The sequence below is a fragment of the Vibrio sp. C8 genome (genome assembly GCF_054051265.1).
Map to the genome: position 1 here is coordinate 296,216 of NZ_JBPAOE010000022.1, position 26,280 is coordinate 322,495.

The following is a 26,280-nucleotide window of genomic DNA, read 5'->3' on the forward strand; positions in this document are numbered from 1 at the left end:
ACCATGTCTTCACTAGCCGCCTCATTAGTACCAGAGGTCATAAAAAAATTAATACCTTATCAGTCAGCAAGACGTATCGGTGGTTCAGGTCGAGTGTGGTTAAACGCCAACGAACTTGAGTTCCCAATCCATTTCGATAATCAGGAGCAAAGCTACAACCGCTACCCTGATTTTCTGCCTCATGATGTCGCATCAGCTTATCAAAAATACGCGGGGGTTGACGCTCCAGTGCTTGCGGTACGTGGTGCAGATGAAGCTATTGACCTATTGATTCGTACCTTCTGCCAACCGGGTAAAGATAAGATCGTGGTTTGTCCGCCAACTTACGCTATGTATGAGTTCTGTGCCGATGCACTTGCGATGGAAACCATCAAAGTGCCATTGATTGGTAATACTTTCGAATTGGACTGCCAAGGTGTTATTCAGGCAGCAAAAGAGGCGAATTTGGTGTTTCTATGTTCGCCGAATAACCCAACGGGCAATCTCATCTCTCAAGCAGAGATCGTCAAAGTGCTTGAAGGAACACAAGACGACGCCATCGTGGTGGTTGATGAAGCCTATATCGAATTTGAAATGGAACACAACGCCGCAAGTCTGATTGAACAATATCCGAACTTAGTGGTCATTCGCACTTTATCGAAAGCCTTTGGCTTAGCGGCAGTACGTTGCGGTTTTATTATCGCCGATAAAAGTGTGATGGATTTCGTCGCGAAACTTATCCCACCTTACCCAATGCCAGATTCAAGCGCGACAGTCGTATTAGCGGCTCTGTCTGAAACTGGTTTAAAGCAGGTAAAAGAAAATACCCAAGCTCTTATTAGTACTCGTGACTGGTTCATTGGTGAGCTTAAAAACTTACCATGCATTGCTCACGTCTACCCGTCATCAACCAACTTCGTGTTAGTGCGTACACATTCAGGTGAAGACTTGTTTGCGTATCTTCTAAAGCAAGGTATTGTGACTCGCAATCAAAGTCACGACCCTGCACTTAGAAACTGCGTACGAATCACTATCGGTAGCCAATCGAGCATGGAAGAAGTGATTAGTGTGCTCCGCAGTTACCCAACGCAATCGTAGATAATTGATAAAAGGAATTAACCAATGAAAAAATTAGCTTTAGGTTTAGCTTGTTGTGCAGCACTGTTCGGTTCAGCAGCTTTTGCAAAAGAAGTACGTCTTGCTTCTGACTTCACTTACCCACCGTTCAACTACAAAAATGCAGACGGCACGCCTGTAGGTTTCGACATTGAAATAGCGGACGCGTTATGTGCTCAAGCAAAATTAGAGTGTACTTGGGTTGCACAAAGTTGGGATGCGCTTATCCCTAGCCTGCTTGCTCGTAAATCAGACGTGATTATGGCGTCAATGCGTATCACTGACGACCGTAAGAAAAAAGTTCTATTCACCAACAAGTACTACCAAACTCCAGCTCGCTTCGTGGCCGCTAAACAAGCAGGTTTCGCAATTGATGAAGCAGGAATGAAAGGTAAAGTGATTGGTGTTCAGCAAGGTACGATTCATGACCGCTACGTAACAGACAAGTTTGGCGCAGTTGCTGAGATCAAACGTTACACAGGTCAGGATGAAGTATACATCGACATGCAAAACGGCCGCTTAGATGCAACATTCGGCAACGCAGACCAACTGTCTCTCGCTTTCCTAGATAAAGCTGAGGGCAAGAGCTTTGAATTCAAAGGCCAAGCGGTAACGGATAAAGCCTACATCGGTGAAGGTACTGCACTTGCGCTACGTAAACAGGACCAAGATCTGGCAGAGAAGTTTAACCAAGCTATCGTCGAAATTCGCCAAAACGGTACGTACGATAAGATCGCAGCGAAATACTTCAGCTTCGATATCTATGGTGAAAACCTATAATTCAATCTCACCATCTTTAGACACGATTTACTGAGATGAAAGCCGGCTATCAAGCCGGCTTTGTTTTACATGCCGCTTTGTTTGAAATGCAACTATGGCTTTTGGATGTGTTTACTATACAAATTCGCCAACGGCTGAGCAGAAAAACCGTGGGCAAAAATGCTCATCAATACCGTTAAAGTCACAACGGCGAACAACTGCTCATAACCTTGAATAGAACCGAATTCATGAGCGACCAGCAGAGCATACAATATAGAGGCAATACCTCTGGGACCAAACCAAGCAATAAAGCTCATGGTTGAGAAATCAAGTTTACTTCCTAGCAAACAAAGAATCACAGGCAGCATTCGCAATACAGTCAAACTTAGTAAAGCGTAAACAATCACGGGTGCTGAAATGTAGTCCCAAGTGATAGGCACAAAGGCAAAACCAAACACAAAGAAGCTGATCAACACCAAAAGCTCACCCTCACTCTCGGCAAAATCTTCAATATGCTCGCGAACACCTTGATTGGTATTTCCAGCATATAAGCCAGCAAAAAACGCAGCGATAAAGCCATTGCCAGAAACCACCTCGGCACTGTAGTAAGAGAGAATAGCTAAGGCGATCGGCACCAAGTTGCGATAGGTTTCCACCATCCACCCTTTCTGCAAACACTTCATTTGAGCTTTTGCACCTAAGTAGCCAATCGCCGCGCCAGCCAGACCACCAAACACAATCTGCTCAGCAACGTAAATCATCCAGTTACCTTGAGGTTCATGGTGAATGCCAGCGCTTATCGCTGCGACTACCGTAATCAAGACAGGGAAAATAATACCGTCATTTAATCCACTTTCAACATTGATGGTAGAACGCACGGTTTTAGGAACGATAGGATCGGAAACAACTGCTTTTCCCAGTGCTGCATCGGTTGGCGTAAGAATCAAAGCCAGCAACAGTAAATCCAAAAATGGCATTTGCGGGAAAAGGATTTTTCCAGCGATGGTTCCTGCAACAACCGTGATGGGCAGACCGATAAAAAGCAGTCTCGCAGGGATTTTCCATGATTGCTTTAAAAGGCCGAGATCCAATAATGCCGCATCACTAAACAGCACCAAGACTAAAGCGATTTCGACCAGTACCGTGACCATATTGGCATCGATATTAAGCTGCGCAAAGTTCAATCCGAGCGGAGAAAACAGTAGACCGAGTCCGGTAAATACCATTGGTCCGGAAATATCATAGCGAGCCAGAAAATTAGAAATGTAACCATAGCTGAGAATCACTAGAGCGATTACAAGGATAATGATGTGTTCTTCCACAAGCCTGCGCCTTTTGGGAGTTGAATCCGCTTGGATTAGTGCTGATTGAATTCAAGAATACCGTAACCCTTTAACAATAGAAGATAATTTCATTTCTCCCTGACCAATTTTAATCGATTTTTCTCACCAATCTTGTTCACGACCCTAATAAAAATTTATGTGATTTAACTCACAAGCATTTACTTAGCATGCTAACCAAATTATATTACTTAGCACGCTAAGTAAATAAGAGTTAATCATGGTACATGACATTACAAGCCTCAAAGAATTGTCTCTCGCTGAACAGTTAGCTCGCGTTTCACGCCTGTGGAAAATGGTGGCTGATCGCGAATTGGCGCCACTTGGTCTTACGCACCCGCGTTGGACGGCGCTATGGAAACTGAGACGTCTGGGCGACAACGTAAGTCAGAAATGTCTTGCTGAAGCGCTTGAAATTGAATTGCCATCGTTAATGCGCACCTTAAATCAACTAGAAGAGCAATCTCTCATCACTCGCTACAGCTGTAAAAGTGATAAACGCGCTCGAATCGTACGACTGACCGAAGATGGAATATCACTGCTCAAACAGATGGAAGAAAAAATCGTCGAAGTTCGTAGCCAACTGCTGAACAACATCAGTGATGAAGAGATAAAAATGCTTTCATCGATACTCGACAGAGTCTCACATAGCGCGCTTGACGCACTTAGTAAAAAGTCAGAAACCTTAGAATAAAAGAGAAGTTTTACATCATGACACCAGATCAAAAATTCGCTCGCTGGATAAAATATTCCTGCTTCGGGTTTGTCTTTGTATTCGCCTATTTCCTTATTGCGGATTTAGCGATGCCTTTGACACCTCAAGCCATGGCGACCCGCGTCGTCACAAAAATTGCCCCTCAAGTCAGCGGTAAAATTGCCAATGTTTATGTGGAAAACAACCAAGCCGTAAACAAAGGCGATGTACTGTTTGATATCGATCCAACCTCTTACCAATTAGCGGTTGAACAGGCAGAACTGAACCTAAAACAAGTAATGCAAAATAACGAACAACTCGACGCTTCCATCTCTGCAGCTCAAGCAGACGTGAAAGCCAGCGTTATCGTCGCAGAACAAAAACGCCGTGAAGCAAGCCGTCTTAACACTCTTTTCCTTCGCAACGGCACTTCACAAAAATTAAAAGATGATGCACAAAGTGCTGCGGTTGCCGCTCAAGCTAACGTTGCCGCTGCGCAAGCTCGACTAAAACAGTTGCAAGTTAGCCGTGGAGACATGGACAACAACAACGTGAATATTCGCGTTGCACAAAACCAGCTAGATAAAGCAAAACTGAACCTTTCTTATACTCGCGTTGTAGCTGAACACGATGGTGTTGTCGCCAACTTGCAGTTAGAAAATGGTACTTACGCAAACGCGGGCAGCCCCCTTGTAGCGCTAGTTGCGGATGAAGTGGATGTAATTGCCGATTTTCGTGAGAAAAGCTTGCGTCATTTTTCGTCTAACAGCCGAGCTTTAATTGCCTTTGACAGTAAGCCGGGACAAGTATTCGAAGCTCAACTCAGTACGCTGGATGCTGGTGTGAGTGCGGGACAGTTCGCCGCTGATGGTAGCCTGGCAACACCGACCACATCGAACCGATGGGTTCGTGATGCACAACGCATGCGTGTTCACCTCGCGATTGATAGCCAGTTGGTTGATCATCTTCCATCCGGCGCTCGTGCAACGGTTCAGCTCATTCCTGAAAACTCACTATTCTCGTGGCTGGCTAAAGCGCAGATTCGCTTCCTTAGTGCTCTTCACTACATCTATTAATTAGGGGGTAGCATGAGATTATGGGATCACCCATTGTCTGCGAATGATCTCAGACAGTGTCTGCGTATTGCCACTGGTGCAACCCTCGGCTTCACCATCAGTAAACTGTTCGGTTGGGACAATGGTGTGTTCTTCACGGTTACGCCAATGCTTCTGCTTGGAATGGTGCCAGTAATGAATGCTCACGCTGCTCGCCAGTTAATTGCCGCCGCCGTTGTATGTGGATTAGAAATAGGCATCCTAGGAGGGCTGTTTGGTGGTCATCCGGGCATGATGACATTGATTGTATTTGGCTTATTTCTGATGAAATTTGCCTGTATGTCAAAAGGCAGCTTGTTTTTGTTTGGTGCAAATAGCGTCATCAGTTTGAGTATCATGCTGCATTTTGCCAGTTACCCAACAACAGACATCAACAACCTTGTATTTACCAACTTACTGGCGAGTGTTATTTCCGTGGCTATCGCCTATTTAATGACATTCTTTATTCCAGATGTTGAGCCGAGAGAGCCACCACCAAGACCATTGGAAGCCAAGAAAAGTCACCGTATGCGCCATGAAGCTATCATGGGGGCAAGCATAGCAACGCTGTCATTTATTGTGTTTCAAGTATTTAACCTAAGTGATTCCTTGTCTGCTCAAGCCACGACGGTACTGCTGCTTTTCCCTATGAACTGGAACGGTGCTATGGGTTATGCGCGTAAACGTGCGATGGGAACATTAATGGGTGTGACATTCGGTTTGCTTGGGCAAATTCTGTTGTATGACTGGTCAGATTTACTATTGTTTGTTGTGCCGATTCTTTGGATCGGCTCTATGATCTTCAGCTATATGCACGTGAAAGAGTCGAGCGGTTCGGGGGCCGGATTTGGCGGCTTAACAACACTTGGAATCTTGTTCGGCCAATATCTGACTCCGGGTGGTGATCTGGTTTACAGTGCCCTTTACCGTGTAAGTAGCATTCTGTTTGCGATTGTGGTGACACTGCTAGTGACCTACTTTGTTCATCGCCTGCTCAACCGTTTTGAGTCGACCCGATTCAGCCTCGAGATGGCGTAGTTCCACCCATAACAACTGTTCAATCTTTCACAATAGCGCCGCTAATACAGGCTGCTGCCTAAGGCGCTATTTTTAGGCTGGTGCTAATTGAACAATATTCATTAATATACCCAAACTACTTGAAGTTGCAGGTAGGCGGCAAGTGAGTAAATCCCCATGAGCATAGATAACTATGTGATTGGGGTGAACGAACGTAGCCAACACCGCTGCAGCTTCAAGTAGGAAGAGTATAGATACGAATTGTATCTGTGAGCAGTTATGCCGATGATGGAGTTGTGTTAAGGTGCGCAAAAACAAATCCAAAGGATAAATCATCAACCATGTCTCTACACGCTCATCGCTTTATCGATAACGGAGTTCTCTACACTCCGCATACATTCTCTGTTCCGCTTGATTACCAGTATCCTGACCAACAAACCATCGAAGTGTTTGCTCGCTCAGTGACATCCGCTCGCGGTGATGATCAGCACAAGCCGTGGCTTGTTTATTTTCAGGGTGGCCCAGGCTTCCCCTCTCCGAGAGCAACAGCCACCAGCGGCTGGATGAAACGTGCATTACAGCAATTTCGCATTCTTCTTCTGGATCAACGCGGCACAGGAAACAGCAGTGTCATTAACCATCAGACACTGGCAAGTATGACAGCTCAGAAACAAGCGCAATATCTCAGCCATTTCAGGGCAGATAATATTGTTCGCGATGCTGAGTTTATTCGTAAGCAATGGAACGTGGATAAGTGGGCGATTCTAGGTCAAAGCTTCGGCGGTTTCTGTTCGTTAACTTATCTATCGCTCTTTCCAGAAAGTTTGCTGCGATCATACATCACTGGTGGTGTGCCTTCGATTTCGCGCCATGCGGACGATGTTTATCGCGCAACTTATCAGCGAACTCAGGACAAAAACGCAGCATTCTTTGCTCAATTTCCTAGAGCACAAGAGCTATGCCAACGCATTGCCGATCACTTGTTAACCCATGAAGTTATGCTACCCACAGGTCAGCGTTTTACCGTTGAGCAGTTCCAGCAAATCGGCATCAACTTTGGTGTTAGTGATAGCTTCATTCCTACCTACTTCACATTGGAAAATGCCTTTATAACGGTTGAAGGCAAAGAGACACTGCGTTACGAATTTCTGCAAGCAATGATGATGGAGCAGAATTTTCAGACCAATCCTATTTATGCAATATTGCATGAGTCTATTTACTGTCAGGGGTTTGCCTCTCTTTGGTCTGCGCATAGAGTCAGACAAGAGTTCCCACAGTTCAATTATCAAAGTGGGCAACCTTTCCTCTTTACTGGCGAAATGGTTTTCCCTTGGATGTTTGATAGCTACACCAACTTGAAGCCACTGAAAGAAGCCGCTCAACTATTAGCAGAAAAAGAAGACTGGGTGAACCTATATGATGCGGAAGTTCTTGCAAACAACTCCGTGCCAGTGAGCTGTACTGTGTATGCCGATGATATGTTTGTTGAGATGGATATTAGCCGCGAAACACTCAATCATATTCCAAACAGCAAAGCGTGGATCACCAATCAATATGAGCACAATGGTCTGCGTGCAGATGGTGAACACATATTAGATACGCTAATAAAAATCGGTGAGCAAACCGCTGCCAACGTTAACCTACCGCTTCTTTAGTCTCTATACAGTCAAGTGAACTTTTGTTCGCTTGACTCTTTACCTGCACACATCCTAAAACGTGAATTTTCCTCATGCAGTTACCCTGGATCTTATACTCCACTCAATTGCCAACAACGCGATCTAAGCGTCAATTAAATAACCAGATACAACACAACATATTGCATATATTTCACGAAATCTGCATTTTATGCTTAAAATTCAAGCGATATTGTTTCTAAATTCTAAAAAAATGTTAATTTATGGTAATTTCAACCGCTCATAAAGTGATCTTAATCACACTCGCAAATTTCACTCCGCTTTTCGATTTTTGATTTCACGTTTCGGCTGATACCCTGCCGCCCTCTTCGAAATGATTATCGAAGTGCATAACTATAAGGAGTGTTCTCAATGGATACCAAGAAGCCGTTATCCTTAACCAGCCGAGTTATCATCGGTATGGTTGCTGGTATTTTAACCGGATTCATTATTCGAGCCTTGTTTGAAGGCAATACATTCGTCGACGCCTACATCGTCAACGGACTGTTCGAAGTTGGTGGAAAAATCTTTATCGCCAGCTTAAAAATGCTTGTAGTTCCACTAGTGTTCGTATCACTGGTCTGTGGCACAAGCTCTCTAAAAGACATCACTACACTTGGTCGCATGGGTGGTAAAACGCTCGCGTTTTATATCATCACTACCGCAGTCGCTATTACACTTGCCCTGTTCATGGGTACGGTATTCCAACCAGGCGCTGGAGCTGATCTGACGGCTGCAAGCACCTTTGCAGCAACTGAAGCACCGTCATTGGGTAAAGTGATCATTGATATGTTCCCGACCAACCCAATTAGCTCGATGGCTGAAGGCAAAACCCTGCAAATCATCGTATTTGCAGTATTGTTTGGTATTGCTATTAGTGCCGCGGGTGAAGCTGGTGAGCGAGTGGCAGCCATGTTCAATGATCTGAATGAAGTGATCATGAAGCTAGTCGCTTTGCTGATGAACATCGCCCCATACGGCGTGTTCTTCCTTATGGCGAAGCTGTTTACCGGTCTTGGTTTAGGTGCCATTGTAAACCTAGCTGAGTATTTCCTCGTACTTTCAGCAGCGCTGCTGATCCACGGACTAGTCACCTACAGTGTGATGCTAAAGAGTTTTTCAGGTTTAAGCCCAATTACTTTCCTGAAGAAAATGGAAGACGCAGTGATGTTTGCCTTCTCAACAGCATCATCTAACGCAACCATTCCAGTGACGATGGAAACAGCAAAATACCGACTAGGTGTTGATAACAAAGTGGCATCTTTCACAATTCCGCTAGGTGCAACGGTCAACATGGACGGTACGGCAATCATGCAAGGTGTCGCGACAGCATTTATCGCTCAAGCGTTCAACATCGACCTGACTATGGGTGATTACCTAACCGTTATCCTGACGGCAACACTGGCTTCTATCGGTACAGCGGGTGTTCCGGGTGTTGGTCTGGTTATGCTGGCAATGGTTCTGAACCAAGTTGGTCTACCACTGGAAGGTATTGCTCTGATCATGGGTGTTGACCGTCTGCTGGATATGATCCGTACTGCGGTAAACATCACTGGCGACTGTTGTGTTAGCTGTATCGTAGCGAAATCTGAAAATGCACTCGATGTAGCAAGATTTAACGACCCACATGCAGGCGAAAAAGAAGAAGAAGTTCATCTTCATAGATAAGCTGAAGTGAATCTAGAAAGCCCCAAGTTGCTCTCGCACTTGGGGCTTTTTTATTGGTTATTCTTATGCCAATTAATTTTTGAATCTAATTACTTCTTTATGCCAATAGGTCGGCAATAGACCCGTGTTGGTCTACCCACTTTGCCATGCTCCAAAAATGCCGTCAGTTCTCCACGATCAACCGCTTTATCAAGATAGCGTCGGGCCGTACTTTTACTGATGTTCATCATTTCCGCAACACTGCTGGCGGTTTGTTCCACATGAGCATGAGCAAACTGAGCAACAACCTGCTTCAGAGTAAACTCGTCCGTACTGTTGTTTGCCTCAGGGGTAGCTGGCGCTTGATAAAACAAGCTATCCAACTCACTCTGATGTAATTTATTGGCTTGAGATAAATGCTGGCGCACCTGAATAAATTTGTTCAAGCTCAGTGATAAACGCTGGTAATCGACCGGTTTGACTAAGTAATCGAACGCTCCATAGCGATGCGCTAAGTTGACCGTTTGAGCATCATTGGCTGCGGTAATTAAAATACACTCTGGTTTGTGCTCTAGCTTGAGCCATTCATAAACCAAATCGACACCTCGTCCGTCAGGCAGATAATTATCAACGATAACCAAATCTGGCTTGGCTATTTCCATCATCTCCCTTGCCATACCAAATGAAACGGCAATCCCAACGAGTTTCAGTGAAGGCTCTTTAGCAATAAAATGGGCATGTAATGCTGCGATCTCACTGTCATCTTCAACGATCATGACTTTCAGCATTCAACCTCCTTATTCTTGGGAAAATACAAAGTAAATGATGTGGCTTCAGCGTCACTGTCCAACTCCATATGTCCATTGGCAGCTTCGATGATGGATTGTGTTAAATAAAGCCCGATTCCGTGTTCTTTTGAATCTGATTTGGTGGTGTAACCTAATGTGGTTAGATCATCCAGAGGTTGTGTAATCTCAGTGCCATTGTTTGTGACAGACAAACCAAACTCAAGCGACGACTGCCACATTCCCAACTCGATTCTGCCGTTGTTTTGTCCCTGCAAGGCGTCCATGCTGTTATCTAACAAATTACCCACCACGGAACAAAGCTGATCCTGAGTCAGTTTGCCTGGCATCTGCTGCCAATGTTCGTCATTTGGCAACAATAGCTCTATCTTGCGCTCTTTTGCTTTGATTAATTTTGCCAACAACAAGGCGGAAAGCTGAGGAAACTGAGCAAACGATTTAAGTTGATCAAGCCCTTGTTGGTCCGCTCTTGACTGGTTTAACACCACATTCAGCGCTTGCTCATACTGACCAAGTTGTAATAGTCCAGCAAGAATAGAAAGCTTGTTCTGATACTCATGGCGAGTCACTCTTAAGCTCTCAATATATTGCCCAACCTGACTGAGGGTTTCAGATAATGCTTGCAGCTCTTCTGACGCACGGAGACTAAATACCGCGCCTTGCTCGCCACTGCGAGACATAGGGATGGTTACACGGGTCATTACGCAATTTTGACCGTTGATCCGCACCAGTTTATCGAGAAAGTCTTCACCAGATAAAGCAAACAAAGCGCTATCATCCACCCAGTCATCAATGTTAGCCGTCAACATTTTCTGGTTAATACCGAGCAGCTTCTTGGCAGAATCATTAGCGACATAGACCCGACCAGCACTATTCACTGCAAGTAAACCTTCGTGAGTCGCTTGCAATACCCCTTGTTGCGTCACCAGTGTCTGTTTTAACTCCCACGGCTCCATATGCTGCATGTTCTGCTTCACGTAAGTAGAGAAACGTACCGCTAAGCCAATAGAAACTACGATAATAAACAGACCGAACATCAATAATCCCGCTAGACGCTTGCTGTTCCACATCTCCAGTGTATTCAGCAAGTATCCAACTTTGATCATGCCGACAACCTGCTGATCAGCATTAAAAATTGGAGAAATGTAACGGACAGAAGGCCCCAATGAACCAGAAGCATAGGAAAGATAAGACTTGCCGTGCAGTAACGCATCATCAATATCGCCACCAGTAACCGGTAAGCCAACACGTTCAGATACAGGATGAGCCAATCGAATCCCCTGTTGATTGCTCACCGTGATGAAATCAGCATCGCTTACTGAATCAAACGCCTGAATAAGCGCACTGACCTGATGAGAATCGTTATGTTCAACGGCTGCAATTAAACTCGGCATTTTGGCCAGCTGCTGCGATTGAACTTGCGCACGGAGCGAAATTTGGCGAGTCAGCACGTCTTGCAGTTGATAGGCACTGTAAATCCACCAGCCAGTTGCGACAAGCAACAACGCAGCACTTAACAACCAGAATAAATGCTTAGTAAATGTGTCCGAGATAAAACGTACTGTCATAGTATTTTCCACTTAGACGCTGAAACAAATGCCAAATATGCGTATTAGCCTGAAATAAGAAATGTGAGCAATCTCACCGCAATGAAGTTAATGGTTTTTATGAATTTAAAACGCCTAATTTCAAATAATTTACAAGGCAGACCAGAACCAACACCCAGGTTGGAAGTTAACCAAAAAACGAATGACTAGAAATTGATTTTACACAGTAAATGCCTCTGTTGAAGCGATATATATAGCGAAAACTTAGGAGGTAATTATGGTTTCTTCAGCTAACTCAAGATTGCTATTACTAGCATTACTCGGCGTCATTTTATGGTTCGTTCCCGTACCAGATGGCTTAACAGATAACGCATGGCAAATGATGGTTATTTTCGTCATAACCGTTCTTAGTCTAATACTGGCACCACTACCCTTAGGTGCGATGGCTATAATCGGACTGGTCGCTTGTACCGTTTTAGGTGTTCTACCGATTAAAACCGCGCTCAGCGGATTTGCCAACCCAACAATTTGGATGATTGCGGCAGCGTTCTTCATCTCACGAGGCTTCATCAGTACAGGTTTTGGACGCCGTGTTGGTTACTGGTTTATCTCTAAACTGGGCCACAACTCGCTGGGTCTCGCTTACGGTTTAGTCCTGACGGATCTTCTTTTCGCACCAGCGACACCAAGTACCACAGCGCGTTGCGGCGGCATCATCTCTCCACTTTTCCGTTCTGTTGCAGCGGCTTATGACTCTGACCCTGAAAAAGGAACTGAGAACAAAATTGGTGCATTCCTTGTTCAATGTATCTTCCAATGCAACGCAATCACCTGTGCAATGTTCCTAACGTCGATGGCAGGTAACCCACTCGCTGCAAACTTTGCTAAGGAACAAGGCGTTGAAATTACATGGGGTGGATGGGCGTTAGCGGCTATCGTTCCTAGTGCATTATGTCTATTCTTGATTCCTCTGGTGATGTACTACGTGTTCCCACCAGAGCTGAAGAAAACACCAGAAATGCGCGCATTGGCAAAACAGCATCTTGCTGATATGGGTGCCATGAGCCGTGCTGAATGGATGGTCGGCATTACTTTCCTAGGCATGGTTACTCTTTGGGTTCTTGGTCCAACTTTAGGTTTACACGCAACGGTAACGGCACTATTAGGCTTAGTATTCTTACTCATCACTCGCACCATCACGTGGGATGCAGTTCTTGGTGAAAAAGAAGCGTGGCATACCATTACTTGGTTTGCCGTGTTGGTAATGATGGCAGCGCAACTTAACAGCCTTGGTTTTATCAAATGGTTTGGCGATTACGTAAGCAGCTCTCTGTCTGGTTTTGGATGGGTAACCACCATCGCAATTCTGCTGCTGGTTTACTACTACAGCCACTATTTAATGGCGAGTGCAATGGCACACATCAGCGCGATGTATTCCGCATTCCTAGCCATTGCTATTTCAGCAGGTGCTCCACCAATGCTGGCGGCTATTGTTCTGGGTATTTTCAGTAACCTTTACATGTCTACTACCCACTACTCTTCTGGCCCTGCGCCAATTCTGTTTGGTGCTGGTTACCACTCACTGCAAAACTGGTGGAAGATTGGTTTTGTGTTCTCACTTATCGTTATCCCGATCTTCTTCGTTGTCGGCGGCGCATGGTGGAAAATTTTAGGCATGTGGTAAACCCCGATTTACCAGCTAAACTGACAATGACTATCAGCCCATCCTCCGATGGGCTGTTTCATTATCACGTCACTGAATTCCATCAATATTTGCCCAACTTCACACTCCGGTTATTAATTAAGCATCTCTATAAACAGAATCTACTGAGTTCACATTCTAGCCATACAATCCTTTCTACACTGAGGCATAACATTTCATCAACGCTGTAAAAAGTGCGAGGATCCATAATGAAAAGAATGCGTTGCTTGCCCCATTGGCTATTTGCCCTTTTCACACTTTTATTCTCTGCTTCAAGCATGGCTTCTGGTGGAGCGAATCATGGTTTGAATTTGACCCACTCCTATTTTGGCTATGCGGCTGTCATTATCTTCGTGTTTGCTTATGTTCTCGTCACGCTTGAAGAGTATTTAAAGCTCAGGAAATCTAAGCCTGTGTTACTTGCCGCGGGTCTGATTTGGGCAATGATTGGTTATGTTTATCAGCAACAAGGGGCGACAGAGATCGCGCGTGAAGCACTCGAATACAATCTTTTAGAGTACGCAGAGCTATTGTTGTTCCTTTTAGTCGCAATGACTTACATCAGTGCAATGGAAGAACGTCGGCTTTTCGATGCGTTGAAGGCTTGGATGGTCAGCAAAGGGTTCAACTATCGAACACTATTCTGGATAACAGGCTTGCTGGCCTTTTTTATCTCCCCCATTGCCGATAACTTAACTACCGCACTGCTCATGTGCGCCGTAGTTTTGAAAGTCGGAGGAAATCATCGACAATTTATCAATATCGCTTGCATCAACATTGTTGTCGCTGCAAACGCTGGCGGCGCATTCAGCCCTTTTGGCGATATCACCACATTAATGGTGTGGCAGGCAGGACACGTCAATTTTTCTCAATTCTTAAATCTGTTTCTGCCTTCAATCGTCAACTATATGGTTCCAGCGTTAATCATGTCTTTCTTCGTCCCTAAAGAGACACCCGACACCGTCAATGAACATGTTGAGTTAAAACGGGGAGCAAGACGCATCATACTGTTGTTCGTTCTTACCATTGCCACAGCAGTCAGCTTCCACAGTTTGTTCCACTTCCCACCAGTGATGGGGATGATGATGGGTTTAGCTTACCTGCAATTTTTCGGCTATTTCTTGCGTAAGACGTTGGCAGGTTCACTGGCGAAGAAAACCGCTAAAGCTATCGCCAACAACGACGAAACAGCACTCAAACGAATTGGTTCTGTAGTACCTTTTGATGTGTTTAGACGAATTTCACAAGCAGAATGGGATACGCTGTTGTTTTTCTACGGGGTCGTCATGTGTGTCGGCGGCTTGAGTCTATTAGGCTATCTCACCATGATTTCAGAAGTTATTTATACCCAGTGGGACCCTATGTGGGCCAATATCACTGTCGGTGTTCTCTCTTCGATCATAGATAACATCCCAGTGATGTTCGCTGTGCTTTCGATGGAGCCTTATATGTCACTGGGGAACTGGTTATTAGTGACGTTAACCGCCGGTGTTGGTGGTAGCTTGCTCTCTATTGGCTCTGCGGCTGGCGTGGCTCTGATGGGGGCGGCCCATGGACAATATACCTTCTTTGGTCATCTGAAATGGGCACCTGTCATCATCTTAGGTTATATTGCGAGTATTGCTTTGCATCTTATGCTTAACCATTCGCTGTTTAATATTTTTTTCTAAACGAATGAAAGAGCTTCGCTGTTGCAGTTAGAACACCATGTTATTTGGATCGTTCTAGCTGCAACAGTTTTTCCTTGGTTTCAACGCCACCGGCATAGCCTGTTAGTTTACCGTTCTTACCAATTACTCGATGACATGGAACGATGACCGAAATAGGGTTTTTGCCATTGGCTAAACCAACTGCCCTCACTGCTTTAGGGTTACCAATTTCATCCGCGAGTTGCTGATAGCTCCAAGTCTCTCCGTAAGGAATTTTGCAGAGCGCTTGCCAAACCAACTGCTGAAAATCAGTACCTTTTGCGGCCAGTGGTAAGTCAAACTGAGTACGACTTCCTGAGAAATATTCCTCTAGCTGAATCTTAGCTTGATTCAAAATAGCATGATCATCGCTGTGTGCGCCCAGCTCCTGCGGCTGTGTGGTCTGTATTTCAAACCAAGCGCCGAGCAAGCCTATATCATTGGCTTGTATCGTCATCTGTCCATGCGGACTTTGATAGTAGGTGTAGTAATTCATGTTATTTGGTTCCAACAGTGAAAAGTTGCGTAGCTTCCCCAAGGCGCTACTTGTTGTTTGTTCAGTTGCGGGTATCCTGCGAGTGCCTTCTTAACCACCAGATCAGTATCCAGAAAACAGTTGCTGTCCGATAACCCTCTTAGACGTGCATAACTGACTGTCCATGGGCCGATGCCTTTTAATTTGAGCCAATCCTCAACGTCTTCATCAAAATGGTCTTGCATGTATTGAGCAAAGCGACTCAAGGTATCTTTACGGCTTTGAGGCATGCGTAAAAATGAAAGATCGGCATTGGCTACCTGCTCAGGTGATGGAAAAACGGCACTCTCATTCGGTTGTTTCAGATGAGCAACTAGCAAGTTAAGCTGCCCAATCGCGGCTTTAATCGAAACCTGCTGACCTAATATCGCTCTGACACCCGCTTCCCATACATTCCATACTCCTGGAATTCGAATACCAGAAGTTTTAATTAGCCCCGGAGCAGCCTGCTCTATTTGAGTTTCAACAGCGACGATATCGACATCTAAGTCAAACAAACGTCTGAGTTTTACCACCAACTGCCGCAGATCCGTCATAGATTCCAGTTCAAACTCAACATCTAAATGTGTCTCTGAGTTTTTCGTAGCTTTAAACCAGCCCTCTCCTTGACCTAATCTAACGTGCCGAGCGTAGCTGTTGTCATCAACCGTTTCTAGCCCCTGAATCGCTCTCAGACGATAAAATGCCAACATATGTGACCAATCAAAAGGCCCTCTAAAAGCAAGTGAGAGCTGATTTTTGGCCGTGACTGAAGCGCATTCTTTACGTACCTGAGAAGGTGTAAGTTGCAATACTTTACTGAAAGCATCATTAAATCGCCGTGTGCTGTTAAAGCCACAAGCAAACCCGATATCGGTTATCGACATTTTACTGTTGTGAAGCAGCTGTTTCGCAAACATCAGTTGATGGTATTGCGCGTACTGTTTAGGCGACATGCCGAGATGTGTTTGAAAGAGCTGACGCAGGTAACGGTCTGAAATCCCCAACCTGTCTGACAGCTCACTGAGCTTATGACTTTGCAGCTCACCACTGTCAATCATAGATAGGGCGCGAATGAATGTGGTTTCCACTCCCTTCCATGCCCAAGAGCTTGGCGCACTGTCGGGGCGGCAACGTAAACAAGGGCGATATCCCGCCTGAAGCGCCTGTGCTTGGTTCAAGAAATATTCCACGTTCTCTTCTTTTGGTAAATTCGCCGGACAGATAGGTCGACAGAATATGCCCGTGGTTTTCACCGCGACATAAAACTGACCGTCAAAACGAGCGTCTCGACTTAGTCGCGCCTTTTGACACTGTTCTTGAGTTAGAACGGCTTCCGCTTCTATAAGCATGATCTATCCTTAATCTTGAAATCAACGTTAGTTTACGATGCTCTCAACATAACACTAGCCATATTCGGAACTGAATGCTCCACAAACTGACATTGATGCGTAACTAGACTTAAAGTTCATTCGAATTTTTCAAACAACAAAGCCAATGAATAGCGATTATCAAATATATAATCGTCTACTAAACTTAGATTCAACAGTTACAGATAACATTAAAACTTATTCGAAAGTTTTGAACTTTGAGGAATCTAATTATGTCAGCTCTTAAAAAACTCCTAGCATCAAATGCCGGATTTGCTCCACTCGCTTTGCGTCTTCCTATTAGCATCATTTTTATGGCGCACGGCTCACAGAAACTTTTTGGTTGGTTTGGTGGCTACGGTCTTCAGGGCACTGGTCAATGGATGGCATCAATTGGTTTAGAACCTGGCGTACTAATGGCATTCCTTGCAGGTAGCGGTGAATTCTTTGGCGGCTTGTTCATTCTGATCGGTTTGCTGACTCGCCCGGCAGCAGCGGTTCTTGCTTTCACTATGGTGGTTGCAATCCTAAGCACACACATTAGTAACGGCTTGTTCCTATCTAACGGCGGCTACGAGTTTGGCTTAGCACTATTGGCGGCATCCGTTTCTCTGGCTATCTCTGGTGCTGGAAAATTGAGTGTAGACAGTTTGCTAAGTAAGTCATCTAAGTAATCGACAAACTTCAAAAGATAAAAAAGGCGAGCACTGATAATGCTCGCCTTTAATTTATTTACTCGTTTGGTTTATTCTTCTACTAGGCCAAAACTGAGTTACAAACTCGCTTCTCCGGCTCTCTGAATACTATAAGCGGTGAGAGGATCGATCTTCTTCACCAGTTCTTCTACATGCCCGATAGCTTCTATAGTAGAGCTGTTTTTACGATAGCTTAAGTAAACAGGTCGATGCCATTCTTCGACTTCAGGAATTAAATTGAGCTGACCAGAGGCAATAAAAGGCTCAACAATCGAGGTCGGAAGGTAAGCACTACCCCCTTTCTCCAAAATGAAGTCTAATGCGATGCGCGCCGTTGATGTACGTAAAAATGGCGCTGGCGCCTTAGGGTGTCTATCGGCATGCTCTGCCGCGAAGCGCGAACCCCAGTCAACGTAAACATAACGATTCTGAAATACCGACTCTAATGTGTCATTTTGGGTCGATACCAACACTAGAACCAGATCTGCGACTTTCTTGCAGTTCAGCTCTTCCGCTTTAATCTGATCAAAGGCAAAGGCCATGTCTAATGTGCGCTCTAGCAACTGTCGACTTAACTGTTCGCGTCCCATCACTTCAGCCATAAATGCATATCCACTAAATGCATCTGTCACGACACTCAAACAGTTTTGTAAATACGCATCCCATATGTTCGGCGTACCACCAATCGTCAATTGCAACGCTTGACCATTTTCTAAAGAAAGTTCAAATTTAGCCTGCTGCAAGGTCGTCACCATGACCTCGGCATAACTGACCAAACGCTCTCCCGCAGACGTCAATTTTATGTTGTTGCGGTCACGAGTGAAAAGTTGGGTGTCAAAATAGCTTTCTAATTGTTTAATACGTGCACTTACAGCCGCTTGAGTTAAATATAGGTTTTCTGCAGCACGGCCAAAATGCCGTACTTGAGCCAACTCAAGAAAAGTACGAAAGACTTTTACGTCCATATAGAATCCTCTGAATTTACAGTCGAAGATTAACAAGGAAGTACAATTATGACGATAAAAAATTTTTGTTTTTCTTTTTTATAATTTGCGCCTAACTTTCGCGGTGAACCAAAGCTACATAGTAGCAGCTCATATTTACACGAGGTTGATATGTTTGAGACTGCATTTCGTTTAGGAAAAAAACGTTTTTACGACACGAAAAAGTTCCCACGCGGATTCGCGAAATCCGGTGATTTCACTCTTGGAGAAGAGGATATTTTAACACTTTACGGTGAAACTCTATCTGGCTTGGAAGCTGGTACTCTGCAACCTGAAAACGCGGAAGAACAACAATTTATAAAAGTGTTGAACAATCCAGAATTAGCAGCAAGCAAAATCGAAAAAGCATGGTTGAAATACGTGCGTTTGGCTCGCGGTCGTAAACGCTTCCATACATTGAATGGTCGCAACAAACTTGACGCTTCATCAGATGATTACACAGACACTGATGACGAGCCTAGCTTAACCGAAGAAGGTTAATAGAAAGCTTCAGCACATTCTCGTGCTGAAGCTATCGATATAAACGCAATTTCAACACCTTTACGGTCGTGCATTGCACTAGATTCAAAATTCTCAATGTTGTACTTTCCGCTTTATCTCGTTTGAAGCTCAGAAAGTAATTCCCCCCTTATTTCGTTAGATTCCATCACAACAAAGAGCATCTCGAGCATTTTGCTCATCGACTATTTTACTTTTCCATGTCTACTTGGCTAACATCGCGACTTTTTTCAAAAAGGTTTCTTTCAAATGTTCTTGGTCATACTCGAGATGATAAGTGTTGTGGAATCCAACTTTGAGCTCTACCCCATTCCCTCGTAAGTAAATACTGTAACCATCATAATCAGAAAAAGCCTCTACACCCTCATAAATTTTGCCATGCTCAGTCGGCGTACCGTGTTCTATAATTGCCTCATACGCATGTAGGATTTTGGTTGGATCAAGTTCATTTTTCATTTGTTTACTCCTTAATCTTTCCTTGCAGATTAATTATGGGTAACGAACTTTCTCTTCGCCAATTAGCTATGAGTTATTAATCAAAATTTCACTTAATTTTAAAAGTAAATTTTGTTATACAAACGTCTTAGTAATAGCCAAGCAACACTGAATAAGTCGCTTCTAAATCGACAATTATTGACTTTAAAAGCCCATATTTCAGGTCATGGAGTGAAAGTTTGACATAAAACAATGGCAGATACAGAAAACTTATTTTATAATGCAAATTAATATAACAACCCAAGGTGTTCAAAGCTGTGTTGTGATTGAATGGCAACGTTCGCTGGCAACCAAAAGTCAGTTTAGGCATTGAGGGGGAGAAGACATTTACCAATATTAAGGGCGAAACATGAGACTTATCCCACTGAACAACAAAGCACAAGTCGGCAAATGGGCAGCGACACACATTGTTAAGCGTATCAATGCATTCAAACCAACAGCAGAACGTCCGTTTGTTCTAGGTCTACCAACAGGTAGTACTCCTCTTGAGACTTACAAAGCCCTGATCGAGCTTTATAACGCAGGTGAAGTGAGTTTCAAGCATGTTGTAACATTCAACATGGACGAGTATGTAGGTCTACCAGCGGATCACCCTGAATCTTACCGTACATTCATGTACACCAATTTCTTCAACCATGTTGATATCCAAGAGCAAAACATCAACTTGCTTGACGGTACTTCTGATGATCACGACGCTGTATGTAAGCGTTACGAAGAGAAGATCAAATCTTACGGTAAAATCAACCTATTCATGGGTGGCGTAGGTAATGATGGTCATATCGCATTTAACGAGCCAGCATCGTCACTATCTTCACGTACACGTATCAAAACACTGACTGAAGATACACGTATCGCGAACTCTCGTTTCTTTGGTGGTGATGTAAGCCAAGTGCCAAAATACGCTCTAACTATCGGTGTGGGTACTCTACTGGACGCAGAAGAACTGCTCATCCTAGCAATGGGTCACAACAAAGCACTCGCTGTTGAAGCCGCTGTTGAAGGTTGCGTAAACCACCTATGGACGGTAAGTGCTCTGCAACTTCATCCAAAAGCAATCATCGTATGTGATGATCATGCAACACAAGAATTGAAAGTAAAAACTGTTCGTTACTTTAACGAGCTAGAAGCAGAAAATATCAAAGGCTTCTAAGTTTCTCTCAGAATATTGAGAAATAAGAACAGAAAAAGCCCAGAGAGCGAATCTCTGGGCTTTTTAGTTTATTGAAATCGGGGCTATTCACTGATTAGGAATGCTTATCCATTGTGGTGTTGGTGAAGTCCGGTTTTTTAGGCAGCTCTTGAGCTTTAGGCTCATCGCTTTGTTCCATACCTTGTGGCAACTCAAGTTCCAATTCATCGAACTCATCCAACGCCTCTAACTCTTCAAGCAGCGTTTCACTCGCATTCTCTGCAATCTCACTGTCATCTAATACTTCCCCTTTCATAGGTACTGGAATTTTACGTTTATACAGCTTGTTCAGAGCACGAATAATCGAGTGCTTGTTTACTTTCCCTGTTGCGATTTTCTTTTGTAGTGGTCTTGCTAAAGCTTGTAACCCAACAACTGAGTTAACACCCATGTTGCTACCTACTTTATCGCGTAACGTTCTTGCCGGTTCATAACCAAAGTGGGCAGACAGATACAACCAGATGTAAGCGATAGAGTTGCCATTTGCGCCTCGGTCTATCCACGCTTCTGCTGCATGGTACATAGATTCAGCATGACCTTTTTCCGAAGCTCGCTCCAACCAGTAACAAGCCTTTTCATGGTTGGCTGGAACACCCACACCTTTTAGGTAATTGAGCCCCAGTTTCATCATACCTTCAAGGCTGTTTCTTTTTGCCGCTTTCGAGTACCAGTAAGTTGAATCACCCGGTGATGGCGTAATGTTATCTTTGGAAACACACCAATCACCCATAAAGATAATAGCGTCGATATACTTTCTTTCCGCCGCTTCCTGAACCATTCCCAAGCCTTTGACGACGTTAACTTCTACCCCATGCCCAGAGATGAACGCACGACCCGTCTCATATTTCGCTTGTAAATCGCCATCTAATGCATCGATATAGAGCTGCCAAAAGCGGCTTTTTTCTCGCAAAATCATGTCATCACGCATTCTATTGCAGATACGAACGACACCATGCATACCATTAATATTGTCGAACTGAGCGGCTTTTTCGTACCAAAACAGCGCTTCTCTCAAGTTCTTTCTTTCGGCTTCTTTTGCTAAATACAATATTGTTGGAATATGACCAGATTCCGCTTGAAACAAACGTTCTTTGCGCTCTTCTTCTCGCGTACGCTCAAGTGCCCTGCGATAGGATTCTTCTCGCTCTCTCTTTTCTTCTTCCAGTCTTTTCCTTCGCACTGAAAGAGAAATCATCCAAATAAAAATCAGGATGAAAGACAGGCCTAATGCGCCAATGGCCATACCAATAATATTCATATGTTCTCTGTTTTATTTATCCTATTGGATTCTATACACCCTATTTCGGCAGAATCACAACTAATTGAAGCATTTTAATCACATTCGCACATCAATCGTTATTACAACGTATGAACTTGAGCGCGGTGAGAATACCATTGGATGAATTATTACATTTGCAGTGAATAAAATATCCAACCAGATGAGAACCGAAAACATCAGCGAATCGTTCCTGAACTAACATCACACTCATATCCCTCCGAGTAGCCTGACAGGAGAGGATAAAAAAACCGCAGTGACTGCACTACGGTTCCTAACGATGAATGAATACGATTAACTGCGTATATTTACTTACGCCCTACGCCCATGACGACGGGTTTCAGTCCCTGAGGCGTATTCAACTCAAAAGCAATACTCGTTGTCACTTCAGAGAATCCCGCATTCGACAAAGCGCTTTCAATATCTGATTGGCTTAAACCATATTCTGGATCTGTATCGTCAACCAACCAATCCCAGTGAACAAATAGTCCATCTTTATCGAGTAGAGAGTGAATAATCACCGCGACTTCTTGGAAATCAGAAACAAAACCACACACAGAAGAAGCAACGACCAAATCAAATTGTTTGCGGAACGCTGGATGTTGAGCAACCAAACCACGGGTTAAGTGATCAACAACGGGTTCAACATTTTTTAATTCTTTCTTATCAAGTTCTTCAATCATGGCTTCAGAGCCATCTAATGCGACGATATCTTTTGCCAATGGAGAAATCAGTTGAGTCAGCAAACCTGTCCCACAACCGAAATCCAGCACGTGCTTCCCTTCTACGTTTATCAATTTTTGAAGTTGTTGGAATACGTTTTGCGCAAAAACGGTTGTCGTGTCGTCTTTTTCCCAGTCAGGTGCGTATTCGTCCCAATCGTGTGCCATCATGGCCTCCGTGTTACTTCGTGTCTTCGGCATTTACGTCAAGATTAAACCAAAATGAGGTTCAGTTCCTAGCGTTAGCGTGCAATCTTATTGAAGAAATTGACATTCTTCCGCAAATCTTAATTTAGCTGACCATTTTTGCCTCAATAATGTAGAAAGTAACAATTACTTCCGACAACCAAATCCAAACAGCCGTAGATAGGCAGAGTAACAATTTTTGTATATGATTCCTTAACTTTCATTCGCTTGAGTACATTATGAACCTGTCGCAACTTGAAGCTTTTTGTACCATCGCTGATACCGGCTCTGTCTCAGAAGCCGCTCGACAGCTAGAGTGCAACCGAACCAAGTTAAGTATGTCGATTAAAGCGCTGGAAAAGGAACTCGGGGTTGAATTATTTCAGCGCTCAGGGAACAACGTCACGCTTTCTGAAGCTGGAAAAGCAATCTATAAAGACTGCGAAAGTGTTCTGATCACAGCGACGCGAATTCGCCGCACTTGCTCTCAGGTTTCCAGCGAATTTGCTGCTGAAATGTGGATTGCCCGTGATGACTCTCTGCCTGACTCACTATGGCAAGATCTAGCACACAAGCTGAATAACTTGTTTCCCAACACTTCATTTAACTTGTTTTTGGCTTCCAGTGGCGACCTAGCCAACATGGTGGCGACTCAGCAGGTAGATTTTGCCTTTGGTGTCGATTACGAGCGACTAGACGACCCAAGAATTACATACCAACCACTGGGTAAGATCCGCATGATGTCTGTGTGTAAAGCGACACACCCGCTTGCCAAACTTAAACGTGTGGCGGATGAAGAGCTACGTAAGTCAATGCAGGCGGTGATGGTATATCTGAATGAAAAAGATAACCCAAGCCTTGAACCGTTCTCCCGACGTTATATCGGCTTTTCCAGCTTCGAATACATTCTGAATACCATCTTGACTGAAAACGCTTGGGGCGTATTACCAGAGCCGTTGATCCGCCACTATCTTCGTGAACAACGCCTTTCCGTGATTAAACATACGTACGGGCTGACACAAGAAGACTATTGTATGTTCAGCACATCTGGAACCGCAGAAAACCCAGCTATGGTCTGGCTGGCAGATAAAATCAGTGATTATCTTTTTGATTTCTAACCTTCATGTAACTAAACCAGTCAGCGTCAAAATTAATGACACCAAAAACAACGCATAACCATTTGTAAAATATAAATAAAAACAAAATAGCTCACTTATCACTCAATCAAAAAACCAAATAGACATTGTCAAAGCCCATTTAAAAGCCAAAATATCAGCAGATTTTCAACTGGTATTCCCCCTATGTGTGCTAAAACAAACATCAACGAGAAACGCATCCTGACGCTTTCAGCCCTTATTTCTTCGGGCTTTGCTATGGGTGGTTTAGTTGTTGGCTTAATGGTTAGTTCACTCGTTATCTTGTTTGACGGTATGTACTCACTAGTCAGCTTACTGTTAACTATTTTGTCGCTAATTGCTTCTCGATACATTCAAAAGCCGTCAGATGACGAATTCCAGTTTGGTCGTGCGGCTCTTGAGCCAGCGGTAATTGCAGTCAAAGGCGCGGTCATTTTAATCGTCGTGTGTGCTTCGTTATATAGTGCTGTTGTAGCGATGTTTACTGGCGGCCGTGAAGTTGACGTTTCGATTGCGACTCTATTCGGTATTGTTAACGTGATTGGTTGTGGTATCGCATGGTTTTACATGACTAAGCTGCACAAACGCACAGCCTCTGACTTAATTGATGCTGAAGTAAAACAATGGAAAATGGATACTTTGCTCAGTGTAGCGGTAACCATTGGTTTCATCTTAGCTTGGTTGGTAACTCTATCACCACTGGCTGAATACGCGGTCTATACCGACCCAATGATGATGCTGGCAATGTCGTTTTACTTCTTAAAGGTACCGTTCGAAATGTTGAAGTCTTCACTACGTGAAATTTTCATGATGGCACCAAGTGAAGAGATATGTAACAAAGTCGACCAAGGCGTTTTAGCTGCTGGTGAAGAGTCGGATCAACTGGTAGAACTTTCGGCAGTAACTAAAATTGGCCGTGAGCTGTGGGTTGATGTAGACATCAAATCTGAAGACAACGTGATTGCTGTAGAAGATATTGAGCATACTCGACGTACACTTCATAAGAAGCTGTCTAAGCTGCCGTTTAATCTTCAGCTCAGCGTGAACATCGCAAGCTAACTAACATAAAAAAGAACCCTCGCTCTCCGCGGGGGTTCTTTTTATTCATTGCTAATCTTTTGACTATGCAGCGGTTCGTTCGATTCGATGTTCTTTTTACTGCGGGTCACCCTCCAGCAGATCAATGAACCAATAGTGACCATCACAACCCCTTGCCAGAAAGATACGCCTAAAGTGACACCTAATATGACAGACGAAAATAATGTCGAAAATACGGGTGTGAAGTAAGACAACGTAGCCAGAAGCATCATGTTTCCACGCAGAATCGCCACGTTCCACAGCGCATAGCCGCTCCCCATAACAATGCCAGTAAGCACTAAGTTCATTGTTGTCGATAGGGTAAACTGCAAAGCACTTTCGTCGCTAATCCCGTACTTCACCCACAGTGATATTGCCGTCATGATAAAAAACACTGTGATAGCATTTTGGCCGTTGGCTAAACTCTTGGTCACGTTACAGTAAACCGCCCAAATTATTGCGCCGATAAAAGCCATGGAGTAGGTAACTGGGTTAGTCGCAACGTTAGCTGCGATAGACGAAACAGAAAGACCGTCATCACCTGTAATTGTCCAAGCGACACCAATAAAAGCTAAAGCAATACTTGGATAAACCAGAATGTTAACGGGCTTTCTGCTGATCAACACCGCTAACAATACCGTTAACGCAGGCCAAAGATAATTGACGACGGCCATTTGCAGCGCTTGATGTCGGTCATTTGCCATCCCAAGAGCAAGTGCTAAACAAATCTCATAACTGACGAACAAGACGCCACCAATAATGAGGTACTTTGGAGAGAAAGATCTGAGTTTAGGCACACCCATAACAACCATCAAAAACAGTGAAGCCACGGTGTAAATAAGCGCTGCACCACCAATCGGGCCAAATTGTTCAGCAACTGTACGGGTTAACCCCATTAAGCATGCCCATAGTAAAATGGCCGCAATACCATATAGAGTGTGTTTATGACGAGACAAAAGCTTTCTCCAAGTACCATTCAAGCTCGCACTGTAATTCATATGGTGAAGATAGAGAAGATTTGAATATCTTACTCAACCCAAGCGCAGTGATCGTGAT

24 protein-coding genes are annotated in these 26,280 nt (G+C 44.1%); 14 read left to right on the plus strand and 10 right to left on the minus strand.

Annotation, left to right across the window (positions count from 1 at the left end; genetic code table 11):
* Positions 1-3 precede the first annotated feature (3 nt).
* Both hisC and ACRQQK_RS12685 read left to right on the plus strand, forming a co-directional pair.
* On the plus strand, positions 4-1,077 hold the full coding sequence (hisC, locus tag ACRQQK_RS12680; RefSeq protein WP_457511910.1) for a histidinol-phosphate transaminase: 1,074 nt from the start codon (positions 4-6) through the stop codon (positions 1,075-1,077).
* Between the two features lie 24 nt (positions 1,078-1,101).
* The gene (locus tag ACRQQK_RS12685) at positions 1,102-1,875 is read left to right on the plus strand and encodes an ABC transporter substrate-binding protein (protein ID WP_457511912.1); all 774 of its coding nucleotides are present in this window, start codon (positions 1,102-1,104) and stop codon (positions 1,873-1,875) included.
* A 92-nt stretch (positions 1,876-1,967) separates the two neighbouring features.
* Here ACRQQK_RS12685 and ACRQQK_RS12690 read toward each other — a convergent pair whose 3' ends face one another.
* Positions 1,968-3,176, minus strand: a complete 1,209-nt coding sequence (locus ACRQQK_RS12690; protein ID WP_457511914.1) for a cation:proton antiporter — start codon at positions 3,174-3,176, stop codon at positions 1,968-1,970.
* 238 nt (positions 3,177-3,414) lie between these two features.
* On the opposite strand from ACRQQK_RS12690, the gene slyA reads away from it, so the two are divergent.
* The 5 genes from slyA to ACRQQK_RS12715 all read left to right on the plus strand — a co-directional run bounded on the left by slyA (position 3,415) and on the right by ACRQQK_RS12715 (position 9,340).
* A complete protein-coding gene (gene slyA / locus ACRQQK_RS12695) occupies positions 3,415-3,888 on the plus strand; it encodes a transcriptional regulator SlyA (RefSeq protein WP_457511916.1) in 474 nt (157 codons plus the stop codon).
* A gap of 17 nt (positions 3,889-3,905) precedes the next feature.
* Positions 3,906-4,964, plus strand: coding sequence for an HlyD family secretion protein (locus tag ACRQQK_RS12700; RefSeq protein ID WP_457511918.1), 1,059 nt, complete (start codon positions 3,906-3,908; stop codon positions 4,962-4,964).
* A gap of 12 nt (positions 4,965-4,976) precedes the next feature.
* Complete coding sequence (locus ACRQQK_RS12705; protein WP_457511920.1) at positions 4,977-6,020, plus strand: DUF2955 domain-containing protein; 1,044 nt, start codon at positions 4,977-4,979, stop codon at positions 6,018-6,020.
* Positions 6,021-6,340: 320 nt separating this feature from the next.
* Positions 6,341-7,654 (plus strand): alpha/beta fold hydrolase, encoded by a 1,314-nt coding sequence (locus tag ACRQQK_RS12710; RefSeq protein ID WP_457511922.1) that lies wholly within the window; start codon positions 6,341-6,343, stop codon positions 7,652-7,654.
* 390 nt (positions 7,655-8,044) lie between these two features.
* A complete protein-coding gene (locus ACRQQK_RS12715; RefSeq protein ID WP_457511924.1) occupies positions 8,045-9,340 on the plus strand; it encodes a dicarboxylate/amino acid:cation symporter in 1,296 nt (431 codons plus the stop codon).
* Between the two features lie 89 nt (positions 9,341-9,429).
* Here the strand turns inward: ACRQQK_RS12715 and ACRQQK_RS12720 are convergent, their stop codons facing one another.
* Positions 9,430-10,107, minus strand: a complete 678-nt coding sequence (locus tag ACRQQK_RS12720) for a response regulator (RefSeq protein WP_457511926.1) — start codon at positions 10,105-10,107, stop codon at positions 9,430-9,432.
* Positions 10,101-11,693 carry an ATP-binding protein gene (locus ACRQQK_RS12725; RefSeq protein WP_457511928.1) on the minus strand — a complete coding sequence of 531 codons (1,593 nt, stop codon included), beginning with the start codon at positions 11,691-11,693 and terminating at the stop codon, positions 10,101-10,103. The genes ACRQQK_RS12720 and ACRQQK_RS12725 overlap by 7 nt, the downstream gene beginning before the upstream one ends.
* 256 nt (positions 11,694-11,949) lie before the next feature.
* On the opposite strand from ACRQQK_RS12725, the gene ACRQQK_RS12730 reads away from it, so the two are divergent.
* The gene (locus tag ACRQQK_RS12730) at positions 11,950-13,356 is read left to right on the plus strand and encodes an anion permease (protein WP_457511930.1); all 1,407 of its coding nucleotides are present in this window, start codon (positions 11,950-11,952) and stop codon (positions 13,354-13,356) included.
* Between the two features lie 236 nt (positions 13,357-13,592).
* Positions 13,593-15,044 carry a sodium:proton antiporter NhaD gene (gene nhaD, locus ACRQQK_RS12735; protein WP_457512374.1) on the plus strand — a complete coding sequence of 484 codons (1,452 nt, stop codon included), beginning with the start codon at positions 13,593-13,595 and terminating at the stop codon, positions 15,042-15,044.
* A 40-nt stretch (positions 15,045-15,084) separates the two neighbouring features.
* Here the strand turns inward: nhaD and ACRQQK_RS12740 are convergent, their stop codons facing one another.
* Together ACRQQK_RS12740 and ACRQQK_RS12745 are read right to left on the minus strand one after the other, a co-directional pair.
* Positions 15,085-15,558, minus strand: coding sequence for a methylated-DNA--[protein]-cysteine S-methyltransferase (locus tag ACRQQK_RS12740; protein WP_457511932.1), 474 nt, complete (start codon positions 15,556-15,558; stop codon positions 15,085-15,087).
* The gene (locus ACRQQK_RS12745; protein WP_457511934.1) at positions 15,555-16,928 is read right to left on the minus strand and encodes a DNA-3-methyladenine glycosylase 2 family protein; all 1,374 of its coding nucleotides are present in this window, start codon (positions 16,926-16,928) and stop codon (positions 15,555-15,557) included. Before ACRQQK_RS12745 ends, ACRQQK_RS12740 begins: the two co-directional genes overlap by 4 nt.
* Positions 16,929-17,179: 251 nt before the next feature.
* Here ACRQQK_RS12745 and ACRQQK_RS12750 point away from each other — a divergent pair, with 251 nt between their 5' ends.
* Positions 17,180-17,620 carry a DoxX family protein gene (locus ACRQQK_RS12750; RefSeq protein ID WP_102939787.1) on the plus strand — a complete coding sequence of 147 codons (441 nt, stop codon included), beginning with the start codon at positions 17,180-17,182 and terminating at the stop codon, positions 17,618-17,620.
* A 98-nt stretch (positions 17,621-17,718) separates the two neighbouring features.
* On the opposite strand, the gene ACRQQK_RS12755 is transcribed toward ACRQQK_RS12750, so the two are convergent.
* Positions 17,719-18,606 (minus strand): LysR family transcriptional regulator, encoded by an 888-nt coding sequence (locus tag ACRQQK_RS12755; RefSeq protein ID WP_457511936.1) that lies wholly within the window; start codon positions 18,604-18,606, stop codon positions 17,719-17,721.
* A gap of 150 nt (positions 18,607-18,756) precedes the next feature.
* On the opposite strand from ACRQQK_RS12755, the gene ACRQQK_RS12760 reads away from it, so the two are divergent.
* Positions 18,757-19,125 (plus strand): DUF413 domain-containing protein, encoded by a 369-nt coding sequence (locus ACRQQK_RS12760; protein ID WP_457511938.1) that lies wholly within the window; start codon positions 18,757-18,759, stop codon positions 19,123-19,125.
* 222 nt (positions 19,126-19,347) lie between these two features.
* Here ACRQQK_RS12760 and ACRQQK_RS12765 read toward each other — a convergent pair whose 3' ends face one another.
* Positions 19,348-19,599 carry a DUF3081 domain-containing protein gene (locus tag ACRQQK_RS12765; protein WP_102939789.1) on the minus strand — a complete coding sequence of 84 codons (252 nt, stop codon included), beginning with the start codon at positions 19,597-19,599 and terminating at the stop codon, positions 19,348-19,350.
* A gap of 388 nt (positions 19,600-19,987) precedes the next feature.
* On the opposite strand from ACRQQK_RS12765, the gene nagB reads away from it, so the two are divergent.
* Positions 19,988-20,788, plus strand: coding sequence for a glucosamine-6-phosphate deaminase (gene nagB, locus ACRQQK_RS12770; protein WP_457511940.1), 801 nt, complete (start codon positions 19,988-19,990; stop codon positions 20,786-20,788).
* A gap of 94 nt (positions 20,789-20,882) precedes the next feature.
* On the opposite strand, the gene ACRQQK_RS12775 is transcribed toward nagB, so the two are convergent.
* Positions 20,883-22,085: a tetratricopeptide repeat protein gene (locus ACRQQK_RS12775; RefSeq protein ID WP_457511942.1), complete on the minus strand. Its 1,203-nt coding sequence runs from the start codon at positions 22,083-22,085 to the stop codon at positions 20,883-20,885.
* A gap of 326 nt (positions 22,086-22,411) precedes the next feature.
* A complete protein-coding gene (locus ACRQQK_RS12780; RefSeq protein WP_457511944.1) occupies positions 22,412-22,993 on the minus strand; it encodes a class I SAM-dependent DNA methyltransferase in 582 nt (193 codons plus the stop codon).
* Between the two features lie 257 nt (positions 22,994-23,250).
* Between ACRQQK_RS12780 and ACRQQK_RS12785 the strand changes: the two genes are divergently transcribed.
* Positions 23,251-24,129, plus strand: coding sequence for a LysR family transcriptional regulator (locus ACRQQK_RS12785; RefSeq protein WP_042479662.1), 879 nt, complete (start codon positions 23,251-23,253; stop codon positions 24,127-24,129).
* A gap of 183 nt (positions 24,130-24,312) precedes the next feature.
* On the plus strand, positions 24,313-25,206 hold the full coding sequence (locus ACRQQK_RS12790) for a cation diffusion facilitator family transporter (protein ID WP_457511947.1): 894 nt from the start codon (positions 24,313-24,315) through the stop codon (positions 25,204-25,206).
* Positions 25,207-25,247: 41 nt separating this feature from the next.
* Here the strand turns inward: ACRQQK_RS12790 and yddG are convergent, their stop codons facing one another.
* On the minus strand, positions 25,248-26,180 hold the full coding sequence (yddG, locus tag ACRQQK_RS12795) for an aromatic amino acid DMT transporter YddG (RefSeq protein ID WP_457511949.1): 933 nt from the start codon (positions 26,178-26,180) through the stop codon (positions 25,248-25,250).
* Between the last annotated feature and the right edge of the window lie 100 nt (positions 26,181-26,280).

Bases quoted from the DNA above. Each gene is read 5' to 3' on its own strand.
- ACRQQK_RS12705 (WP_457511920.1), top strand. From the start codon at position 4,977: ATGAGATTATGGGATCACCCATTGTCTGCGAATGATCTCAGACAGTGT.
- nhaD (WP_457512374.1), top strand. From the start codon at position 13,593: ATGCGTTGCTTGCCCCATTGGCTATTTGCCCTTTTCACACTTTTATTC.
- ACRQQK_RS12765 (WP_102939789.1), bottom strand. From the start codon at position 19,599: ATGAAAAATGAACTTGATCCAACCAAAATCCTACATGCGTATGAGGCA.
- ACRQQK_RS12740 (WP_457511932.1), bottom strand. From the start codon at position 15,558: ATGAATTACTACACCTACTATCAAAGTCCGCATGGACAGATGACGATA.
- hisC (WP_457511910.1), top strand. From the start codon at position 4: ATGTCTTCACTAGCCGCCTCATTAGTACCAGAGGTCATAAAAAAATTA.
- ACRQQK_RS12755 (WP_457511936.1), bottom strand. From the start codon at position 18,606: ATGGACGTAAAAGTCTTTCGTACTTTTCTTGAGTTGGCTCAAGTACGG.
- ACRQQK_RS12720 (WP_457511926.1), bottom strand. From the start codon at position 10,107: ATGCTGAAAGTCATGATCGTTGAAGATGACAGTGAGATCGCAGCATTA.
- ACRQQK_RS12785 (WP_042479662.1), top strand. From the start codon at position 23,251: ATGAACCTGTCGCAACTTGAAGCTTTTTGTACCATCGCTGATACCGGC.
- ACRQQK_RS12750 (WP_102939787.1), top strand. From the start codon at position 17,180: ATGTCAGCTCTTAAAAAACTCCTAGCATCAAATGCCGGATTTGCTCCA.
- ACRQQK_RS12780 (WP_457511944.1), bottom strand. From the start codon at position 22,993: ATGGCACACGATTGGGACGAATACGCACCTGACTGGGAAAAAGACGAC.
- slyA (WP_457511916.1), top strand. From the start codon at position 3,415: ATGGTACATGACATTACAAGCCTCAAAGAATTGTCTCTCGCTGAACAG.
- ACRQQK_RS12685 (WP_457511912.1), top strand. From the start codon at position 1,102: ATGAAAAAATTAGCTTTAGGTTTAGCTTGTTGTGCAGCACTGTTCGGT.
- ACRQQK_RS12730 (WP_457511930.1), top strand. From the start codon at position 11,950: ATGGTTTCTTCAGCTAACTCAAGATTGCTATTACTAGCATTACTCGGC.
- ACRQQK_RS12775 (WP_457511942.1), bottom strand. From the start codon at position 22,085: ATGAATATTATTGGTATGGCCATTGGCGCATTAGGCCTGTCTTTCATC.
- ACRQQK_RS12710 (WP_457511922.1), top strand. From the start codon at position 6,341: ATGTCTCTACACGCTCATCGCTTTATCGATAACGGAGTTCTCTACACT.
- ACRQQK_RS12725 (WP_457511928.1), bottom strand. From the start codon at position 11,693: ATGACAGTACGTTTTATCTCGGACACATTTACTAAGCATTTATTCTGG.
- ACRQQK_RS12715 (WP_457511924.1), top strand. From the start codon at position 8,045: ATGGATACCAAGAAGCCGTTATCCTTAACCAGCCGAGTTATCATCGGT.
- ACRQQK_RS12700 (WP_457511918.1), top strand. From the start codon at position 3,906: ATGACACCAGATCAAAAATTCGCTCGCTGGATAAAATATTCCTGCTTC.
- nagB (WP_457511940.1), top strand. From the start codon at position 19,988: ATGAGACTTATCCCACTGAACAACAAAGCACAAGTCGGCAAATGGGCA.
- ACRQQK_RS12760 (WP_457511938.1), top strand. From the start codon at position 18,757: ATGTTTGAGACTGCATTTCGTTTAGGAAAAAAACGTTTTTACGACACG.
- ACRQQK_RS12745 (WP_457511934.1), bottom strand. From the start codon at position 16,928: ATGCTTATAGAAGCGGAAGCCGTTCTAACTCAAGAACAGTGTCAAAAG.
- ACRQQK_RS12790 (WP_457511947.1), top strand. From the start codon at position 24,313: ATGTGTGCTAAAACAAACATCAACGAGAAACGCATCCTGACGCTTTCA.